At 50.7% G+C, this 18,310-nt stretch carries 14 protein-coding genes; 9 read left to right on the top strand and 5 right to left on the bottom strand.

Annotated features, from left to right (window positions below; all coding sequences use genetic code 11):
* Positions 1-54 precede the first annotated feature (54 nt).
* Entirely contained in the window at positions 55-762 is a 708-nt protein-coding gene (locus Pan241w_RS24905; protein WP_145221132.1) for an LON peptidase substrate-binding domain-containing protein, read from the bottom strand.
* A gap of 135 nt (positions 763-897) precedes the next feature.
* On the opposite strand from Pan241w_RS24905, the gene nth reads away from it, so the two are divergent.
* Together nth and dcd are read left to right on the top strand one after the other, a co-directional pair.
* The gene (gene nth, locus Pan241w_RS24900; protein ID WP_232107268.1) at positions 898-1,599 is read left to right on the top strand and encodes an endonuclease III; all 702 of its coding nucleotides are present in this window, start codon (positions 898-900) and stop codon (positions 1,597-1,599) included.
* A 141-nt stretch (positions 1,600-1,740) separates the two neighbouring features.
* Entirely contained in the window at positions 1,741-2,313 is a 573-nt protein-coding gene (gene dcd, locus Pan241w_RS24895) for a dCTP deaminase (RefSeq protein WP_145221129.1), read from the top strand.
* A 56-nt stretch (positions 2,314-2,369) separates the two neighbouring features.
* Here dcd and Pan241w_RS24890 read toward each other — a convergent pair whose 3' ends face one another.
* Together Pan241w_RS24890 and Pan241w_RS24885 are read right to left on the bottom strand one after the other, a co-directional pair.
* Positions 2,370-3,392 (bottom strand): 2-oxoacid:ferredoxin oxidoreductase subunit beta, encoded by a 1,023-nt coding sequence (locus Pan241w_RS24890; protein ID WP_145221126.1) that lies wholly within the window; start codon positions 3,390-3,392, stop codon positions 2,370-2,372.
* Positions 3,393-3,469: 77 nt separating this feature from the next.
* Entirely contained in the window at positions 3,470-5,341 is a 1,872-nt protein-coding gene (locus Pan241w_RS24885) for a 2-oxoacid:acceptor oxidoreductase subunit alpha (protein ID WP_145221122.1), read from the bottom strand.
* 236 nt (positions 5,342-5,577) lie between these two features.
* Between Pan241w_RS24885 and Pan241w_RS24880 the strand changes: the two genes are divergently transcribed.
* Entirely contained in the window at positions 5,578-6,033 is a 456-nt protein-coding gene (locus Pan241w_RS24880; protein WP_145221118.1) for a hypothetical protein, read from the top strand.
* 42 nt (positions 6,034-6,075) lie between these two features.
* On the opposite strand, the gene Pan241w_RS24875 is transcribed toward Pan241w_RS24880, so the two are convergent.
* On the bottom strand, positions 6,076-7,158 hold the full coding sequence (locus Pan241w_RS24875; RefSeq protein ID WP_145221114.1) for a class I SAM-dependent methyltransferase: 1,083 nt from the start codon (positions 7,156-7,158) through the stop codon (positions 6,076-6,078).
* A 779-nt stretch (positions 7,159-7,937) separates the two neighbouring features.
* Between Pan241w_RS24875 and Pan241w_RS24870 the strand changes: the two genes are divergently transcribed.
* Both Pan241w_RS24870 and Pan241w_RS24865 read left to right on the top strand, forming a co-directional pair.
* Entirely contained in the window at positions 7,938-8,564 is a 627-nt protein-coding gene (locus Pan241w_RS24870; protein ID WP_145221111.1) for a hypothetical protein, read from the top strand.
* Positions 8,565-8,619: 55 nt separating this feature from the next.
* A complete protein-coding gene (locus Pan241w_RS24865) occupies positions 8,620-9,390 on the top strand; it encodes a hypothetical protein (RefSeq protein WP_145221108.1) in 771 nt (256 codons plus the stop codon).
* 137 nt (positions 9,391-9,527) lie between these two features.
* On the opposite strand, the gene Pan241w_RS24860 is transcribed toward Pan241w_RS24865, so the two are convergent.
* A complete protein-coding gene (locus tag Pan241w_RS24860) occupies positions 9,528-10,259 on the bottom strand; it encodes an RraA family protein (protein WP_145221105.1) in 732 nt (243 codons plus the stop codon).
* Positions 10,260-10,371: 112 nt separating this feature from the next.
* On the opposite strand from Pan241w_RS24860, the gene Pan241w_RS24855 reads away from it, so the two are divergent.
* From Pan241w_RS24855 to Pan241w_RS24840, 4 genes are all read left to right on the top strand, one after another.
* Positions 10,372-11,085 carry a FadR/GntR family transcriptional regulator gene (locus Pan241w_RS24855; protein WP_145221102.1) on the top strand — a complete coding sequence of 238 codons (714 nt, stop codon included), beginning with the start codon at positions 10,372-10,374 and terminating at the stop codon, positions 11,083-11,085.
* 67 nt (positions 11,086-11,152) lie between these two features.
* Positions 11,153-12,712: a glycoside hydrolase family protein gene (locus tag Pan241w_RS24850; protein WP_145221099.1), complete on the top strand. Its 1,560-nt coding sequence runs from the start codon at positions 11,153-11,155 to the stop codon at positions 12,710-12,712.
* Between the two features lie 20 nt (positions 12,713-12,732).
* On the top strand, positions 12,733-14,424 hold the full coding sequence (locus tag Pan241w_RS24845; protein WP_145221096.1) for a glycoside hydrolase family protein: 1,692 nt from the start codon (positions 12,733-12,735) through the stop codon (positions 14,422-14,424).
* Between the two features lie 278 nt (positions 14,425-14,702).
* Positions 14,703-18,011, top strand: coding sequence for a DUF4838 domain-containing protein (locus tag Pan241w_RS24840; protein WP_145221093.1), 3,309 nt, complete (start codon positions 14,703-14,705; stop codon positions 18,009-18,011).
* Positions 18,012-18,310 lie beyond the last annotated feature (299 nt).

The raw sequence follows: 18,310 nt of genomic DNA, 5'->3' as shown, positions 1-18,310 counted from the left end.
GGAGTTTCGCCAAAACGGAGGTAAGATCCGTCCGACCTGCATCCTGCCTTCTGTTCAGTTCCGACTGAATTCCAGCGAGCGTGCACCGGCGAATGGATTGCGCTGTTGTTCGCGTAATTTTGCTTTCAGAAAGCTCAGCAGGAGGTCACTGCGCAGGTCGACATCGTGTTCCTGCAGGATCAGCTGAGAGAGGACCGGCTCCAGATTGATCGTGCCGGCGAGAATGTCACATAGTTTGCCGAGTGTAATTTCACGCTGCAGCATGTGATAATAAATGGGATCATTTGCCTGTTCCAGAAAGATGCTGGCGTATTGTTGCAGTAATTCGAACTGGCGATGTTCGCGTTGAATGACTGGCTGATCGACATAAAAATCGGGTTTCAGTTCGAGAATTGCTGTTCGATACGGGCGATCTGAGTTTTGCAGTGTGACCGATTTCGCGCGGCAGATGCCTTGCAGGAGCAGAGAATAATCGCCCGACTCCAATTGGCAGGGCGCCACAATGGAGGCCAGGCAGACAGACTCAATTTCAGCGGAAGCGTTTTTGTTTGTTCGCGGATCGTAGCTTGTTCGTTTCAGGGAAACAGCGACCAACGCGTCTGCCGCCAAAGCTTCTGCGATCAATTGGCAATCAGCGGCTGCCGTGATTCTCAGTGTGAGCACCGATTCCGGCAGGAGCACACAATTCTCTAATTCCAATACGGGAACAGTTCCCGAAAAGGTTTTAAGATGTTGCTCTAAAGGATCGCTAAATGCTGCCATTGTATATTTCTATACTTCATTCATTGAAAAACAAACCGTGGTCCCACATACTGAGACGCACAACGAAACACGGCTGAGTGGAATCAGATATGCCAGTCAGACTAGCACTCCAATTTGGGAATTGTCACGGAAAATATGGCGAAAAAACAATCACAGTCTGCGAAGACTTCCGGTTATATCGGCTCACTTGATGACAAAAAGAAACATGCCCGCACAATCGCGCGCGGTCTTGCTAAATTATTCCCTGAACCGGAGTGTGCGTTGATTCATGATTCGCCGTTTCAACTGTTGGTAGCGACGATTCTGTCGGCGCAGTGCACTGACGAACGTGTGAATGCGACCACGCCGACGCTGTTCAAGAAATACCCGACCGCCGCCAAACTGGCTGCCAGCAAACAGGCGGATGTCGAAAAGATTGTTTATCCACTTGGTTTCTTCCGCGCCAAAGCAACGAATATCCGCAAGATGGCCCAGGCTTTGACGGATGAATATGCCGGCGAAGTTCCCCGCACGCTCAAAGAGCTGGTGGCGCTGCCCGGCGTGGGACGCAAGACGGCGAACGTGGTTTTAGGCACGGCGTTCGGAATTCCGAGTGGCGTCGTCGTCGACACGCATGTGAAACGCATCTGTAATATCTTCGGTCTCACCGCCAGCAAGAATCCGGAAATCATTGAGCGTGATTTAATCGAAGTCCTGCCCAAAAAAGAATGGATCGCGTTTTCGCATCGTGTGATTCTGCACGGCCGCGCCACCTGTGTGGCTCGAAAGCCGCGCTGCACCGAATGTGCTTTGTTGAAAATTTGTCCGCGAATCGGGTTGAAGCCTCTCAAAGAGTAGAACATCTATGTTACGCAATTCAGAGTACTTGGTACTGTTTCTGAAAACATCCGTCTAAACCGTTGAAAGCCACATCTCTGCGGTTTATGTTTCCTGTATGCAGAACCTATTTTCTACTTCTTCGCAGTTAATGAGAACCCCATGATTCTGACCGGGAAAGAGATTAAAGCACGCCTGGGAAACGATATTGTCATTGAACCTTATCATGAAAAGTATCTGAACCCAAACAGCTATAACCTGTGCCTGCATAACGAGTTGATGGTCTACGAAGAAATCGTGCTGGACATGGCGCGTCCCAATCGTCTGGGAAAATACATCATTCCGGAAGAGGGCATGGTGCTTTACCCGGGCCAACTCTATCTGGGGCGAACCATTGAGCGGACCGAAACACACAATCTGGTGCCGCTGCTCGAAGGTCGGTCTTCGATTGGCCGCCTGGGGATTTCTGTACACGCGACCGCCGGCGTCGGCGATATCGGCTTCTGTGGCTATTGGACGTTGGAAATCACCGTGGCACAGCCGGTTCGCATTTATGCAGGCATTGCGATCTGCCAGATCATTTACAATGTACCGGTTGGCGAAATCGTTGAATACAACAGCGACAAATATCAGAACAACAAAGGTATTCAGCCCAGCCTGTTGTTTAAAGAACTGGACCCGACAGAAACTCGCCAGATGCGACTCTCATTCGGTGAAGAAGAATCGGCGCAATAAAAAGACGTCACCGCAGAAAACGGTAACGTCTTTTTTCATGTCTTTGATCAGAACGCTTAAACGGTCCAGGTATCGCCGGTATTAAACAGCGCTTCCAGGTCCCCTTCTCCGCTGCGTTCGGTCGCGGATTCGACCTGCTGGTAAACCGCATCGTTGTAGGTTGGATGATCAACGCAACGGAAGACGCCCATCGGTTCGGGCATTTCCGGATGACGCATGCTGGCCAGGAGAAACGCCAGGTTCATGTCTTCTGACTTTTCATCGTGGAACAGCAGATCGTCTTCGGTGACTCCTTTACCCAGTTCAACGACTTCCGGTTGATCATGGCTGTTGAGACGAATCCCTTTATCCCGTTCTTTGCCGAAGATCAGCGGCTTGCCATGCTCCAGGTAGATCACGTTCTCTTCTTTTTTGCCTTTCTTGGAAGCAAATTCGAAGGCACCGGAGTTGAACACGTTGCAGTCCTGATAGACTTCAACGAATGCAGATCCTTTGTGCTTGGCAGCGCGTTCGAGTACGCTGCAGAGATGCTTGATGTCGACATCCACCGAACGGGCGGCAAACGTAGCACGGGCACCAATGGCGACCGACAGCGGGTTCAACGGACGATCAACCGAGCCGAACGGCGTACTTTTGGTTTTCGTTCCCATCGGGCTGGTGGGCGAGTATTGCCCTTTGGTCAATCCGTAAATCTGGTTGTTGAACAGAATCACTTTCAAGTCCACGTTACGACGCAGGACGTGCATAAAGTGGTTTCCGCCGATAGACAGCGAATCGCCGTCGCCGGTGATGACCCAGACCTGAAGATCCGGGTTTGCCAGTTTGACCCCGGTAGCGACTGCAGGAGCGCGACCGTGAATACTGTGCATTCCGTAGGTGTCCATGTAATACGGGAAGCGGCTGGAGCAGCCAATGCCCGAGACAAACACGAATTTCTCTTTAGGAATGCCCAGAGTCGGCAGAACCTTCTTCATCTGGGCGAGAATCGAATAATCGCCGCAGCGCGGGCACCAGCGGATTTCCTGATCGCTGGCAAAATCTTTAGGCGAGAGGACAGGCAGTGTGACGTCTACGCTCATTTTTTTCTATCCTTAAACGCAATAACTTGTTTCGTAAAGGGTCATGTTATTTGTAGGAGATCTGATGGAATCGGAAACTATTTCTCTTCAATCATCTCTCTGATTTTCTGTTTAACTTCACTGATCAGGAACGGTTTTCCCTGGACCTTATTCAAGCCGACGGCGTCAGCCAGATAAGTGCCGCGAATAATCATGCGTAATTGCCCGGTATTTAATTCGGGAATCAGAACTTTCTTGTATCGCTTGATCAGATCGCCCAGATTTTTGGGGAACGGATTCAGGTAACGAATGTGGGCGTGGGCCACAGATAAACCTTCCTGAATGGTCTGTTTAACCGCAGTACGAACCGCACCATAGGTTCCCCCCCAACTGATCACCAGCAGATCACCTGATTCAGGTCCTTCCACAGTCTGTTCGGGAATAAAGTCGGCAATCCCCGCAATTTTCTCTGCCCGGAGTGTGGTCATGTACTGGTGATTTTCGGGAGAGTAATTCACGTTGCCGGTCACATCTAATTTTTCCAGACCACCGACACGATGTTCACAGCCGGCCGTGCCGGGCACGACCCACGGACGGGCTTTCTTTTCATCCCGCAAATATGGCATGAATGGTTCATCGCCCTGTTGTTTATTCTCGTGAGAAACTTTGATTGGCTTCAAACTGGAAATTTCAGGAATCTGCCACGGCTCGGCTCCGTTGGCGATATAACCATCGCTGAGCAGCAGTACGGGTGTCATGAATTCGACGGCGATGCGTAATGCTTCTTGTGCCATCTCGAAGCAGTCGGCAGGTGAAGCCGGTGCGACCAGTGGCATGGGACAGTCGCCATTCCGACCAAACATGCACATATACAGGTCGGACTGTTCTGTTTTGGTGGGTAGACCAGTACTGGGACCGCCGCGTTGCACGTCGACGACAACCAGCGGCAATTCCATAATCGCAGCCAGACCCATGCCTTCGCCTTTGAGAGCAATTCCAGGTCCACTGCTGGCAGTAATCGCCAGGTCTCCCGCATAAGAGGCACCCACGACACTGGTAATCGCCGCGATTTCGTCTTCCGCCTGAAATGTGACGACGTCGAAATTTTTCAGTTTGGAAAGCTCGTGCAGAATGTCACTGGCGGGAGTAATCGGATATCCGCCGTAAAAGAGCTGTTTGCCAGCCAGTTTCGCAGCCGTCACAAAACCGAATGCCAGTGCTTCGTTTCCAGTGACCTTACGGTAGTTACCGGGTGGCAGATCAGCGGGGTCGACGCGGTAATGCACGGTGATCGCTTCGGTGGTGAGACCGTAGTTAAAGCCGGCGTGTAATGCTTTGAGGTTTGCGTCTACCAGTTCTGGTTTCTTGGCGAACTTGGTTTTGACCCATTCTTCGGTGGGTGTGGCATCGCGTTGGTAGAGCCAGTAGACCAGCCCCATCGCGAAAAAGTTTTTGCAGCGTTCGGCTTCACGCGGCGAAAGCCCCAACTCCGCGACGGCATCTCGCGTCAGGCTGGTCATCGGAACTTTTTGAACCTGATAGGGCGCCAGTGATTCTTCATCGTCGAGCGGATTACTTTCGTAACCGGCTTTGGAAAGGTTGCTTTTTTCAAAAGCGTCTTCGTTGACAATCAGAGTGCCGCCCCGTTTGAGGTCAGCGATATTAGTTTTCAAGGCAGCCGGGTTCATGGCAACCAGCGTGTCGACTTCATCCCCGGGAGTGAAAATATCACTGCTGGAGAAACAGATCTGAAAACCACTCACGCCGCCCAGTGTGCCGGCGGGTGCGCGAATTTCTGCAGGGAAGTCAGGTAATGTGCTGACGTCATTACCGAACACAGCCGACACATTCGTGAACTGCGTGCCGGCTAACTGCATTCCATCGCCACTATCTCCACAAAAACGAATTACAACAGCATCCAGCTGCTCGCTGAGTTTGCCATTTGCACCAGGCACGTCTGTGGTCGCCATTCTGTTTTTTACTCCCCGGTAGTCGCCTCAATTCAGGCGGTACAGTCTCAGTTGATTGAAAATATAATTGTTTGTTTTGGTGATCGTTGCGCCTGTTTTCCCTTTGACGGAAACTCAGGTCCCGAAGTCTGGCCCTGTTAACTGATAACGGAAAACCAGACAATCAATCACTGAAAATATGAAACCATGGAAAACGCGAGGTGTTCTCTCAGACATGATTCGAGTCACGTTTTACCGTGGCCCGCAAGGAGGGAAAGACGCAGGAGTATTTCACACTTGGTTTTCACAATTTAATGAATCGTTTCGTCTGGAAGGGCGATTCCCTCTCAAACACCATTTTGGAGATTGAGATTCCAGCTTCAGACGTCCGTGTTCTCCACTACTGTTTGTTCACCATTGCTCCGTCAAACGGTAAACTCAACGCAATAGAATTATTCCTTATAATCGGCATTCTTGCAGCAAAATCAACACCTGGAAAGGCCTTAAATAGCACATTCTTCAGTGATTCTCGAGATTTTTTCTCTTCCAAGACACGATTGTCTCAACTTACTGAGATTATAGGCATCGGCGTCTCACATCCAATTAAAAGTCTACATGAATATCCCATTTTAATCGCAATCGATTTTTCAGTTCAATCGGTGGCCGCTGATTTCAACGAAATTCCAAACAAACAGGGAGCAGAAATCGTTTAATTTCTGCTCCCTGGGAAGACACCGAATAAGGGGATTCGGTCATCACATTTTTGTCATCACATAAAAATAATTCATAATGTCGTGAGGTAGTTCCTGTACATCGATATTATTGAAGCCCGCCTCTTCCAGCATCTGGCAGGCGAGTTCTTTGCCCCAGCAGGTTCCCAGCCCCGCTCCACCCTGTGCCAGTGAGACGGTCATGCAGTGCATGGTTGAAATCGTATAAAACATCGGCCCCAGCGGATTATCGATGTTTTGCTCCACATGACTGGATGCAGCAATATCCTGCATCAGGAACGTTCCGCCCGGCTTCAGAGCGGCGTTGACTTCACGTAACACCTTGTCTGGTTTGGCCTGATCGTGAATCACATCAAAGGCAGTGATTAAATCGAAGGAGTTCGCCGCGTTCATTTGCGAAACATCCTGCACCTGAAACGTCACATTCGAGACGCCCCGCTCTGCAGCGAATTTTTGGGCCCGTCCAATCGATTCTTCCGAGATGTCAAAGCCGGTAAAGCGACTGTTGGGATATTTGGCTGCCATTTCGATCAAAGCCAGACCGCTGCCGCAGCCAATGTCCAGCGCATCAATGCCGGCTCTCAGTTTGTCTTCCAGTCCGGGTACCAGTGGTAGAATATGTTCGAACAGACCGCAGACGACCGTATTATAACTATCCTCCGCCATGACTTCATGGAAGCGGGCAAACTCGGAATAGGGAACGCCGCCTCCTTCTTCAAAGCAATTCAGAATTTTGTCTTCGACAGTTCCCAGCACGGAAAACCACTGCATCGTTGTGGCAAAATTATTGGAACCCGCAGCTCGCGTCAAAAGTGCTGCATGCTCTGCGGGTAGAAAATAGGTTTTTAATACCGGGTCGTATTCCACGATTCCGCCAGTGACCATCGCGCCCAGCCATTCGCGAACATAACGTTCATTTAAACCGGCCTGCTCCGCGATTTGTTCGCTGGTGGCGTGTTCCATCTCACTCATAATGTCAAACAGTCTTGCCCGGTGCCCCAGTGAAAGCATCAGCGAGATGGCGCTGTTGTTCACAATCTGCAACAGTTTCTGTCCGAATTCATCCGTGCGTTCCGCATCGATATTCAAATTACAGTTATTACACATCGTTAATCCCTCTCTCCTAAATTAGATCTGGCTTGAACAGCAAATTATATTTCCATAAACAAAGAGGCCCGCTGAACCCGCGTCTGAAGTACTGAGCGTAAAACGCGGCCAAATGTTACCACCTTTTCATCAGAAATCGAAGGATGGTGGACAAATAGTCGTAAGCAGCTTACGACAGACAACTTAGAACCGAGAGGTCTTAATTTCGAACGGAACCTGACACCTGCAGAATAACTCTGCTGCCTTGGACGCTTATTGACGAAACGATGACTCTGGTGGACGAATTGGTTCTTCTGAGCAGTTTCAGTCAGTCCAGGGCGCTGCACGTCTGGGCAAATTCGACGCAGCACGGACAGCGCTACAGCGGGCACAGATCGAAAAGCTCACAGGTACATGCCACCACACACTCTTACTTACAAAAGGCAACACCCTGACTGCTGCGGATAGAAAACAGAAAGTGCTGCAAACATTCCAGCAGATCGTCGATGATCCATCAGCCGCAGAACGACACAAGGCCGAAACCCGCGCAAATCGAACGGTTACAATAGATGTGAATGTATCATCATCCTTTTGCACTCCGGAAAACCAGGAACGACCTGAATCTCACTTACCCTGCTCGCTGTTAGTTCAGAATAATATTCACAGTACCGAACCTGCTTAGCCTTTTTCTGTCTCTACGAATTGGTGATCTGTCTCTACAATGGTTCGATGCTTTGTAAGCATCAAATTTTGAATCATGCAATGAAAAACTGGTTTTACCATTCATCGAAGAGCCGTCCATGATGCATCCGTTATCTCAAGATCAAAATCAAGCGATTGCTAACTCGCTGGATGGTATACGGGCCGCATACAACCAATACAATGTTGAGCCATGCCATTTCACCGGAATCCCAGATGATTTGTCATCTCTTGATTACATTCCCTATGAATTAGGCTTGTCGGGGGAATACGCTGATGGCTCGGTTCCGTTTAGCGTTGCTTGGGGGAACGTGTTAACGACTTCATTTGGTTTCTCGTGGGTGACTGATATGGAATGTGTTGACCCTCGATATTTCGCAGTTCGACACGAAAACCCTGCTGTATTGATTTTTCCATTCTACCGGCTGCTTGAGATCGTTCTGTCGTCGGGCCGTAATGACTCCCCTGCCGAATCTCTCTGGTTCGATACGATTCGATATTTTGATGTTTCTTCAAATGTCCCAGATGGCTGGCATCCGGTTTTTGATGCTGTGGAGTGTCCCGAGAAATCAGGCTGTCCCCCTTCTCTGACCAAGTCGTGCCAGAGACTCATCGATGTAATGCCAGAATTTTATTACATGATGAGCACCTACCCCTATTGCTGGTCACGAGAACAAAAGTGGAAAGAGCTCCAGAATTATGTAGATGAGCTAGTAAACTACCATTGACTTCGCAAGTACTGACTGGCTGCATAACAACGAAAACAACGGCACAGAACAAATCATGAAATCGCGTACTAAAAAAATTGTGTCTATTTCAGGCACGCTAATGCTCTTAGCGATGATGGCGTATGTATGGGTACTCTATTACCCGCAAGCCCTGTTTCAACATTCGCTCACCCATCGAAACATCACAGTTTATTCAGAAACAAAAATTGATTCTCGGTGGAAAAATGTAATCGATCAAAGTCTCTCGCTTATTCAAGATTCTGAGTTGATAGAAACTCAGCCCAAGATCAATGTATTTTTGGTTGCCAATTCAAAATACCGTCGTTTGGAAAGTCTGCTGGCCAGACCGGTCTTGGCAAAGGCTTCACAGAATAATGTCTTTCTGAATGGAGACATCTACTTGAATCGGATACGAATCAGGGGGCCTGTTCTGGAAATGCACCTGATTCGTACGCTAGCTCATGAGATGACACATTGCCTGGAGAATGCGCGTTATGGAATGAGTAGTACAGCTCTGGACTGGAAAAGAGAAGGATATGCCGAGTACATCTCGCACCTTCGAGATCGGACCGCACCTGATTACCGTCTTTCCACACTCCTGGAGCAGTACGAATCACATATTGCTGACTCAGGCAGCAGTTCGGAATGGATGAAAATTTCTGACGGAGTCCTTGTTCCGCCGCTCTATGTCCGCTGGCGTCTGTTGGTCGAATATCTAATGGACGTCAAAGGTATGTCGTATGATCAAATTAGAACGACCAGCGTGTCAGATGCTGAGGTCTATTATGAACTGCGGCAAATGATAAAACAAAAGAACGGGAAGTAGTTCACCATTGATACACGACCACTTCGTAAGGTTCATTGCGAGAGTTGCGAGTATTTTCAGGTATCACAACTCTTGGTAGAGGCTCTCTGTGCAGAACAGACTTTCATTTGTGTACCCGCTGTGATGTGATCGATTTTTCAGGAATTCAAACGGTTTTGTAATTCCACTTTGAGATCGTTGAGCCGCCGACTCATTTCCTGCAATGCCCGTTGATGCCCTGAAAGGTCGGTCTTACCCGCATGTAGACGATCGAGAACAGTGGCTTCGTGCTTGAGAAACTGTTCGCACGCATAAGGAACATCGGCTGCAATCTCAATCGGAATCGTGACGACGCCATTACAATCACCGTGCAGTAAGTCGCCGGGGTTGATCATTAAGCCGCCTACTTGTACGGGAATATTGAGGGATTCAAAATGACAGAATCCGTGGCCGCTCATGGTGCCGTGACTGAAGCAGGGAAAGTCAAGTTTCCGCACATTATCCAGATCACGGGCTGCGCCTGAAGTAATCAAGCCCGCAGCCCCGAACGTCTTGTAAGTCAAACACATCCCATCGCCAAAAGTGGCCCCTGCAGGCGGATGATCCAGATCCTCAAAGACAACAACTGCAGGTCCTGGTAAATCAGCAAAAGACTCCAGTTGTCTGAAAGACAGATTCGGATCGACGTCACTTTTGGAAGCCGGGGCAGACGAACGAAAGGTTGTTGTAACAGCGTAACCCACCATCGGCGCCAGCGCGGGAAAGCAGGCGGTTATCTCCCGGCTCATATAACCCGCGGCGGGCGAACGAACCTCGAATAACTCAATGGCATTACAGATTGTTGGTGTGTCAAAACGTTGCAATTCAGAAAGATCGGGCATCGAATTCATGATGGTTCTCAAAAATTGATTGACAGCAGAAAATGCAATAGATACTATTTATTGATAGAAATATTGTATATTTTAGATGTAAATAGCTTATTTTTACAAATAAATGGTATTTATGGCAACAGATATTCATAATCAAAGTACCCAGCCTGATGATCTTGCCGAGCGGTTACGTGCGCGAATTCAGTCCGAAAGACTGGCCGACGGCGCGTTTTTTATGACCGAAGCGGATCTGGCTGAGGAATATGACGTCTCGCGGACGGTAGCGCGCGAAGCGGTTGGCCGATTAGTGGCGCTCGGATTGCTTGAAGGTCGAAAACGCATCGGTCTGATTGTACGCCGTCCCGACCCGCTACGGCTGCTGAAACTCGGACTGCCGTCGCTCGTCGATTCGCAACAGGACGTTTCTGAGCTGGCGATGCTGCGCTATGTCATCGAAATGGGAGCCATTGATCTGGCAACCCGTAACGGGACCGACGAACAATGTCAGCAACTGTGTGAACTCGCGGATGAATTTGAAGCCGTCATTCGAAAAAAAGAGACCACCCGCATCTCTGAGTTGGATATCGCGTTTCACTCTCACTTATTGCAAATGACCGGATCAAAGCTGATCGCGGGCATGCAGCGCGTCCTAGTGAGTTTTTTTGAATCCGCCTATCACGATTATCAGTCCGACGAAATCAGTGGCGAACGCATGATCTGGGAGCATCAAGAACTGGCAGCCGCGATTCGCGATCGCGACTCCAACCGCGCCCGTACTATGATGCAAATGCAATCCCAGGACTGGCTGATTTCAACGGAAACAAAAGAGAAGCATGAACAGGGCTAATTCCACTTGCATCATCGTCAGCGTTGAGAGAACAATTCACGGTCACCGATGAGAGATAATATTTAATATGGTTCAGATCATATTCTTCAGCAGAACTGAAAACCGCTGGTGGAAACGAATCAGTCGAGTAGGATCATTGATTCTGGTTTTGCTCTACGGGGTTCCGCTGCTCGTCGCGCGCGACATTCATGTCGACCCGCAGCAGGGAAACGACGCTTCCACCGAGGGCCCCGTCAAAACGATCAAACAGGCCATTCGCATCGCGGAACCCGGCGATATGATTCATCTGCAGCCCATAATTTATCATGAATACGCCGGCTTTTATGGCAAAAGTGGCGCACCGGGAAAACCGATCACCCTGGATGGACACGGCGCAACACTGGAAGGTTCCGACCCGCTTGATCCCCGTCAATGGGTGGATAAAGGCGAAGGTTTATTTGAGTGCGACCAACTGCTGCCTCAGTTGAACGATGCCATCATTCAGCGCTGGTTTTTTCTCTGGAACGGTAAGATGGTTCACATGGGGCGGACTTCCAAAGGCCCGAGTGAACCACTCAAACAACCCGAGGCGCTGCAACCGGGCGAATGGACGTTCGTCAAAAACACAGACATCAAAATGCCAAAACCGTCACAGATTTCTGGTACGTTTTATTTAAAACTCCCCCCCGGCCAGAAACTAGACGAGCAAAATATTCGCGTGCCGACGCGCTCTGCCGGTGTGCAGTTCAGTAATTCGGGAACCAGGCACAACGCCCATTTAGTGATCCGCAATTTAACTGCGACACACGCTTATAACGATGGATTTAACATTCACGGACATTGTGAAGATGTGTTGTTCGAGAATATCCGGGCGATTGAGTGTGGCGACGACGGCATCAGCGCGCATGAGACAGCCCAGTATCGCGTCGATGGTTTTGTTTCGATCGGCAACTCGACGGGGATCTGCGATACGGGAGCCAGTGAAACCAGCTACAACCGGGTTCTGATCCGTGACTGTCTTGGTTTCGACCTTTATTTTCTTGATACGGGCCGGTATTCGCTCAGCAATTCGATAGTCCTCTCTTCCGCAGCGAAGACATTGTATCTTACAGGCCGCTCACCTCCCGAACGTCCCTGTTCGCTGAAACTGGATAATGTTTTCATTCGGCGCATGACCGGCAAAAACGAAGTCCGTATTTCAAAAAACTGTCGCTTTGAAGCGCGGCGCGTGACTTTCATGGGGCTCAACTTCCAGGCGACCGGAGGCGCAGTGCAGTTGAATGATTCCATTATCGCCAGCGCGCCAGCTCTGCCCGACTATCCCGCGGTCTATGATTATCTCGCAGCAATCAAGTATCCGCATGAGACGCTGGTTCCTGAAATACTCTTATGGCGCGATGTAAAATGGACCGCTGATCATAATCAGTACGAATTAAAGAGTCTGAGACTCGACAAAACATTTTATAACGCAGACCACTTCGGCCAGTTTCAAAAACAGACAGGTCAGGACGCCCATTCGCGCTGGGTCACACAAGTATTGAATGGTCACACATCTGGTGCTGATCTGGAACAGTTAAAAGACCTCATCATTCCCGAGAGTAAAACAAAAAACAACATATTGAATTCCCTCCTCCCGAAATGGGAGTGAACTGAAACGAAAGAGAAATCATGCTTTCATTAATATCACGGCGCCTGCGATCGACTTCTCTGGTGGGAACTTTGGCATTGGTCATTTACTGCCCGCTTTTTGTTTCCACGTTAATCGCTCAGGACGCCGTTCCCATCAGGCAGAGATCAAAGTCGGCAACGCCGCCTGCTTTGCCTGAGTCGTCCGGACGCGTCTCTGTATCCCGCGGCCCTGAAGTAGAGGAAGCGGTATTTTTTGCCTTCGACGATTACGCGATTCCCTGGCGAGACAATCTGGAATTCACGCCCCTGCAAGCGACAAAACATCCCGCGAACCCGGTGCTCCGTCGCGGTCCGAACGGGGCTCCCGATCATGGGCATGCGATTCTGTATGGCAGCGTAATACACATCAACGGGAAATTTCGCATGTGGTATCTTGGCATGTTCGAAACGGAAGTCAAAAGCGGGCAGGCCCCTGGCTGGTGGCGGCCGATGTGCTACGCCGAAAGTGAGGATGGCATTCATTGGACGAAACCGCAGTTGAATCTCGTTGACTTTAATGGCAATACAAAGAACAACATTTGCCTGATCAAATCTCAGGTTCCTGCCCTGGCAAAAGTGAATGATTTTCTGACAGTCCTTTATGAGCCCCATGACCCCGACCCGCAACGCCGTTATAAATGTGTTTATATCGCGCACCCTCCATTCGATGATGTGCGCGGCGGACGAAGTAAAATTGGACCGAATGAACGCAGATGGGGTGCCTTTATCAGTGCCACCAGCGCCGATGGTCTGACCTGGAATGTGGTCGGCGACCGCCCGATGAATGCCGGCGGCGAACGTTTCGAAGTCTCAGGTTTATATCGCTTCGGAAATTTTTACTACGCGAACGGCCAATTAATTTCTCCCTGGACCTGGCGCATGGATGGTAGTGACGTCGGTCGCGTAATGCTCTCTTATCGTTCCTCCGACTTTGATCACTGGTCTCGCGCAAAAGCACTTTCATTTGCGCGTCCAGGTCAGTTGACGGCCACACCTGTTACCGGTCAGCAAACACACATGGGAGCGGGGTTCTGGAATCGTGGTAATGTATTGGTGGGTCTCTACGGCATGTGGCAGGACGCAGAGAAAAAACCTGCCGATGGGAAATACTGGAACGAAGGTGTTTCAATTGATCTGGGCTTAATCGTCAGTAACGACGGAATTCATTTTCGTGAACCGGTCCCCGACCACAAGGTAATCGCGCGTGGCAGCAAAGGTGAATGGGACGACATCGCATTACTGCAGGGACACGCCTTTGCCAATGTGGGCGATCAAACGATGATGTGGTATTCACACTGGGATACTGGCGGGAAATTGAAGGACATGGAAATTGGTCTCGCGACCATGCGGCGGGACGGCTTCGGGTTTCTCTCGCGCAAAGTACCCGGTTCCGCCGCGCATTTTGTGACCGCACCGTTTGAAACACAGGGTGAGCTGAAATTGTTCGTGAACGTGGAAGGTGTCACACCCGCTGCGCCACTCACTATCGAATTACTCGACGAAAATGACAAACCGCTTCCCGAATTCTCAGGCACCAACGCAGCACAGATCTCCAAAGCCAGCACCCGCAGCCCGGTCATCTGGCCTGCACGGAAACGCAGTGCGATGCCTGATCAGCGAAAGCTCGCGGTACGAGTCAATTATCCCGACCAAGGCAAACCAAAGGTTTTTGCCGTCTACGTGGGAAACTAAAACAACCAGGAGGCATCGAAGGCTCTGGTCTGACTTTTAAATTCCCTGCTTTTTTCTGTCCTGGTAGTCATAAGTGACAAGTATTACTAATCTTAGGGTGAATGAAATGGTTTGTTCCTGCGGGGAGGCAATCGGCCTGATTTCGATTTAGGTTTCGTCTACAGGAGTTCCTCACAAGATTGAAAGCGTCTTTTCTCAACTCGGTTCTTGTACTCTTGCTGGTAGGGCTTCAAAATGAATGGCGCCAATTTCTCTTCCCTTGAAAAGTGAGACGCGCCATGATCAAACATGCTCTGCTGGCTGGTATTCTCTGTTGGGTTTGTCTTCACGCGGCACCCTCGTCTACCGCAGAACGTTTTCTGGTGGAACAGGGGCAGCCGCGCGCGGAAATTATCATTTCCAGCAAACCGCCGCGAACCACACGACTCGCGGCGCAGGAACTGCAGACTTATATCAAAAAAATATCGGGCGCGAAGTTGCAGATTGTGACGGAGCCCAGTGGTACGCAGCCAGTTCACATTTTCATCGGCCGCAGTGCGCATTTGGATCAGCGGGGGATTTCGGACGAGGGGCTGAAGTTTGGCGCGTATCGGATTGTCTCCGGAGAGAACTGGCTGGCGTTAATCGGCGATGATACCGACTTTATTCCCACCGAGCCCTGGCCACGCAATAACAGAGATGTTGTCAACGGGAAAGCACAACAGGCGTGGGATAAGATCACCGGGAAACACTGGGGATACCCACATTCTCAAATGTACAAGCATTACACCGGCCCTACGCAACTGTTCGGCACTCCGAAAGAGCAGCAGCTCGACAAAAACGGAAACGTGAATGTCTGGGGATTTGACGAGCGTGGTTCTTTCAACGCTGTCTGCGGTTTTCTGCGCGGCTTGGGGGTGCGTTGGTATCTGCCGGGCGAGTTGGGCGAGATCGTTCCCACAATGAAAACCATCCCCCTGCCCGTGATTGACGAGAGTGTGCATCCCGACTTTCCCTTGCGGGCCATCAATTATCGGTTTGGTACTTACGGTCGGGAGGCGGCGATGTGGGCCATGCATCTGGGAGTGCGACAACCATTTGGACGGCAGGCAGCGCATGGTCTGGATCATATGACACACAACGCACAGACGTTGAAAGATCATCCTGAATGGTTTGCTTTGTACGGAGGCAAGCGAGATACGCAGCCAGGTAAACGGCTCAATCAACTCTGTTACTCGAATGAAGAACTGTTCCAGGAAGCGGTCCGTTATGCGCGAGCGCAATTCGATCACTATGATATGGACGCCGTTTCGATCATGCCCCCCGATGGCTACACCGCCATCTGCCAGTGCGAAAAATGCAAAGGGAAAGACACTCCCGAACGCGGTTATCGCGGTGCCTTCTCAGATTATGTCTGGGAGTTTGTCAACCGCGTGGCAAAAGAAGTTCGTAAAACGCACCCGGATAAGATGATTTCCAATTGTGCGTACGGAACGTACACGCAGCCGCCGCTCCACATCGACAAGCTTGAGCCGAACGTGCAGGTCATCATTGTCGGCGGCCGTCGTCCTACGAATGCCAACCGCGACGAGATTCGCCAGCTGCGCGCGGACTGGGTCAAGAAGACCGATAACCCGCTCGTGATTTTTGAGAACTATCCTTTTACCGGTCGCGGATTTTATCTGCCCGCTTATATTCCCCGCACGTTAGGCGAAAGCATCAATGAGACCAAAGGCATTTCAAAAGGGGAAGATATCTGGCTCACGATGAACTTTCGCGAGGATGCCGTTGGCTTTAATCACTTTCTGATTTACTTCACCGCGCGGATGTACTGGGGCGGCAAGGATCAGAATGCGGTCGCGATGTTTGATGAATACTGCCGCCTGTTTTACGGACCCGCTGCGAACGAAATGCAGGCATTTTTCAGTTACTGTGAAGCGCACTGGCGCGAAATGGAAAAAGAAGCCGACAAAGCCAGTCGCGCGCTGGAACTGTTTGCGGTTGCGAAAGCGAAAGTCGGTGATAACTCGGTGTATGCCCAACGGGTGCAGTTGATTGATAACTACCTCAACGGACTGCGCAACAAAAGTCAGCAATTGGCACAGAAACGGGGACCGGTGCCCACACTCAGGCTGGTCGGTGATCCCCGGGGTGAAATTGTGATCGACGGGAGGCTCGACGATGCCCTCTGGCAGAAATGTCCCACCGCCTCGACCGGTCGACTGCGCGAACTGCAAACCGGTCAACAGCCCATCTATGGGACTTCGATTAAATCGACGTGGATTGGTGGCAACCTTTATTTCGCGATCCGCTGTGAAGAAGCACCGGGAGAAAAGCCCAATATTACGACTGCGAAAAATGGGGACCAGGCCCTCTGGTACGGCGATGCGATCGAAATTCTACTTGCAACCGAGTCGCACAACTATTATCAGATCGCCGTCAATCCTGCCGGCGCACTGGAGGATCTGGATCGCGGAACCGACAAGAACAACTGGTTCCGCTGGGACTCGCAGGCCGAAGTTGCCACGCAGATCGCCGACGATCACTGGACGGTTGAGATTCGCATCCCCATCGTGCAGGATGAAAACGACCCCCTGCATCAGGTCATCGGGCACAAGCCGACCGTCAGCCTGCCCTGGTTTATCAATGTCTGTCGCCAGCGCATCCGCGAGAACGGCACAGAGTATTCTGCCTTTGCGCCGACGGGGGCCTCAGGTTTTCACAAGCCGCTCAAGTTTGCACACTTTTATCGGGGGCTGTCACATCAGTTTGAAGCGGATCCGAGTGTCACCGATTATCTGATCGCCAACCGGGCTGCGGAGAAATTACTGCGACAGCGCAAAACGAAAGCCGCGCTGACCGCATTCCTCGCCTTAGCAGAACAGAAAAAAATCACAGACTTGCAGAAGGCAAACGCGTTGCAGCAAGCCGCCTTGTGTGCGCGCAATTTGAAGGACTATGAACAGGCTGCTGAAATTGCTGATCAGATTCGCCTGGATGCCGTCAGGAAAACGGTGCAGATGGAGAACCTGCTGGCGCAACGCGAATTCGAAGAGATCATCAATCAGTTCGGTGGAGAGAATTTTGTGGAGTGGCCGTTCTGGCAGAAGGGAGCCGTCGCTTTTGCCCGGGGGCGGGCTTATGTCGGTTTGAAAGCCGGTGAAAAAGCGGAAGCCGATTTAACCACTGCGCTCGAGTTCACGTCTGACAGTCGGCGCCGTACGAGCATTCTGCTCACTATGGCGATCAACCGCGAACGCAATCTGAAGGATGACGACGCTGCACTCGACGCGTATCGAAAGAACTATGAAACGGCGGGACGCGTTGGTTCTTCTGAGCAGTTCCAGTCTATCGAGGGGGCGGCTCGCATTCTGACGCGGCAGGGCAAATATGCTGAGGCACTGGCGGCTTTAGAGCGGGCCAACATCGAAAAACTCAAAGGAGTCTGGCGCGATACGATGCTATTATCCAAAGCCAGAACCTTGGCAGCCGCCGATCAGAAAGCCGCCGCCAGGAAACTGTTCCAGCAGATTCTGGATGACCAGTCCGCCGCCCCACGTTTCAAAACCGAAGCCCGCGAGCAGCTGGAACGATTGCCAGAGAAATAACGATGTCTTCGACGTTCCTATGTGCATTGTCGTAGGGGTAGACCTATGTGTCTACCCGCAGGGTTCGCGTTGATCTGCGTTGTCGTGTTCGAACGATGAAACTAGTCCCAATTGATCGATAAAGAGTCTGTCGATTTTCGCCAGGCGGGTGGGCACACAGGCACCACCCCTACCTTTCAATCACTGTGTCACAGTGAATTAGATTAGAAGCCCAGGCAAGCTGATCCGTGTTTTTTGAAGAGAGTTTCTTTTGTTTTAACTACCACGAAACCACACGAAAATATCAGAGAATGAGTGTG

The sequence above is a fragment of the Gimesia alba genome, from assembly GCF_007744675.1.
GTDB classification, from domain to species: domain Bacteria; phylum Planctomycetota; class Planctomycetia; order Planctomycetales; family Planctomycetaceae; genus Gimesia; species Gimesia alba.
Note: the sequence above shows the minus strand (reverse complement) of the source record. Positions and strands in the feature narration are given on the sequence as shown.

Coding starts and splice junctions, on each gene's coding strand:
- Pan241w_RS24875 (WP_145221114.1), bottom strand. CDS start 7,158: ATGTGTAATAACTGTAATTTGAATATCGATGCGGAACGCACGGATGAA.
- Pan241w_RS24855 (WP_145221102.1), top strand. CDS start 10,372: ATGGCAACAGATATTCATAATCAAAGTACCCAGCCTGATGATCTTGCC.
- nth (WP_232107268.1), top strand. CDS start 898: ATGGCGAAAAAACAATCACAGTCTGCGAAGACTTCCGGTTATATCGGC.
- dcd (WP_145221129.1), top strand. CDS start 1,741: ATGATTCTGACCGGGAAAGAGATTAAAGCACGCCTGGGAAACGATATT.
- Pan241w_RS24870 (WP_145221111.1), top strand. CDS start 7,938: ATGATGCATCCGTTATCTCAAGATCAAAATCAAGCGATTGCTAACTCG.
- Pan241w_RS24865 (WP_145221108.1), top strand. CDS start 8,620: ATGAAATCGCGTACTAAAAAAATTGTGTCTATTTCAGGCACGCTAATG.
- Pan241w_RS24885 (WP_145221122.1), bottom strand. CDS start 5,341: ATGGCGACCACAGACGTGCCTGGTGCAAATGGCAAACTCAGCGAGCAG.
- Pan241w_RS24890 (WP_145221126.1), bottom strand. CDS start 3,392: ATGAGCGTAGACGTCACACTGCCTGTCCTCTCGCCTAAAGATTTTGCC.
- Pan241w_RS24850 (WP_145221099.1), top strand. CDS start 11,153: ATGGTTCAGATCATATTCTTCAGCAGAACTGAAAACCGCTGGTGGAAA.
- Pan241w_RS24845 (WP_145221096.1), top strand. CDS start 12,733: ATGCTTTCATTAATATCACGGCGCCTGCGATCGACTTCTCTGGTGGGA.
- Pan241w_RS24840 (WP_145221093.1), top strand. CDS start 14,703: ATGATCAAACATGCTCTGCTGGCTGGTATTCTCTGTTGGGTTTGTCTT.
- Pan241w_RS24905 (WP_145221132.1), bottom strand. CDS start 762: ATGGCAGCATTTAGCGATCCTTTAGAGCAACATCTTAAAACCTTTTCG.
- Pan241w_RS24860 (WP_145221105.1), bottom strand. CDS start 10,259: ATGAATTCGATGCCCGATCTTTCTGAATTGCAACGTTTTGACACACCA.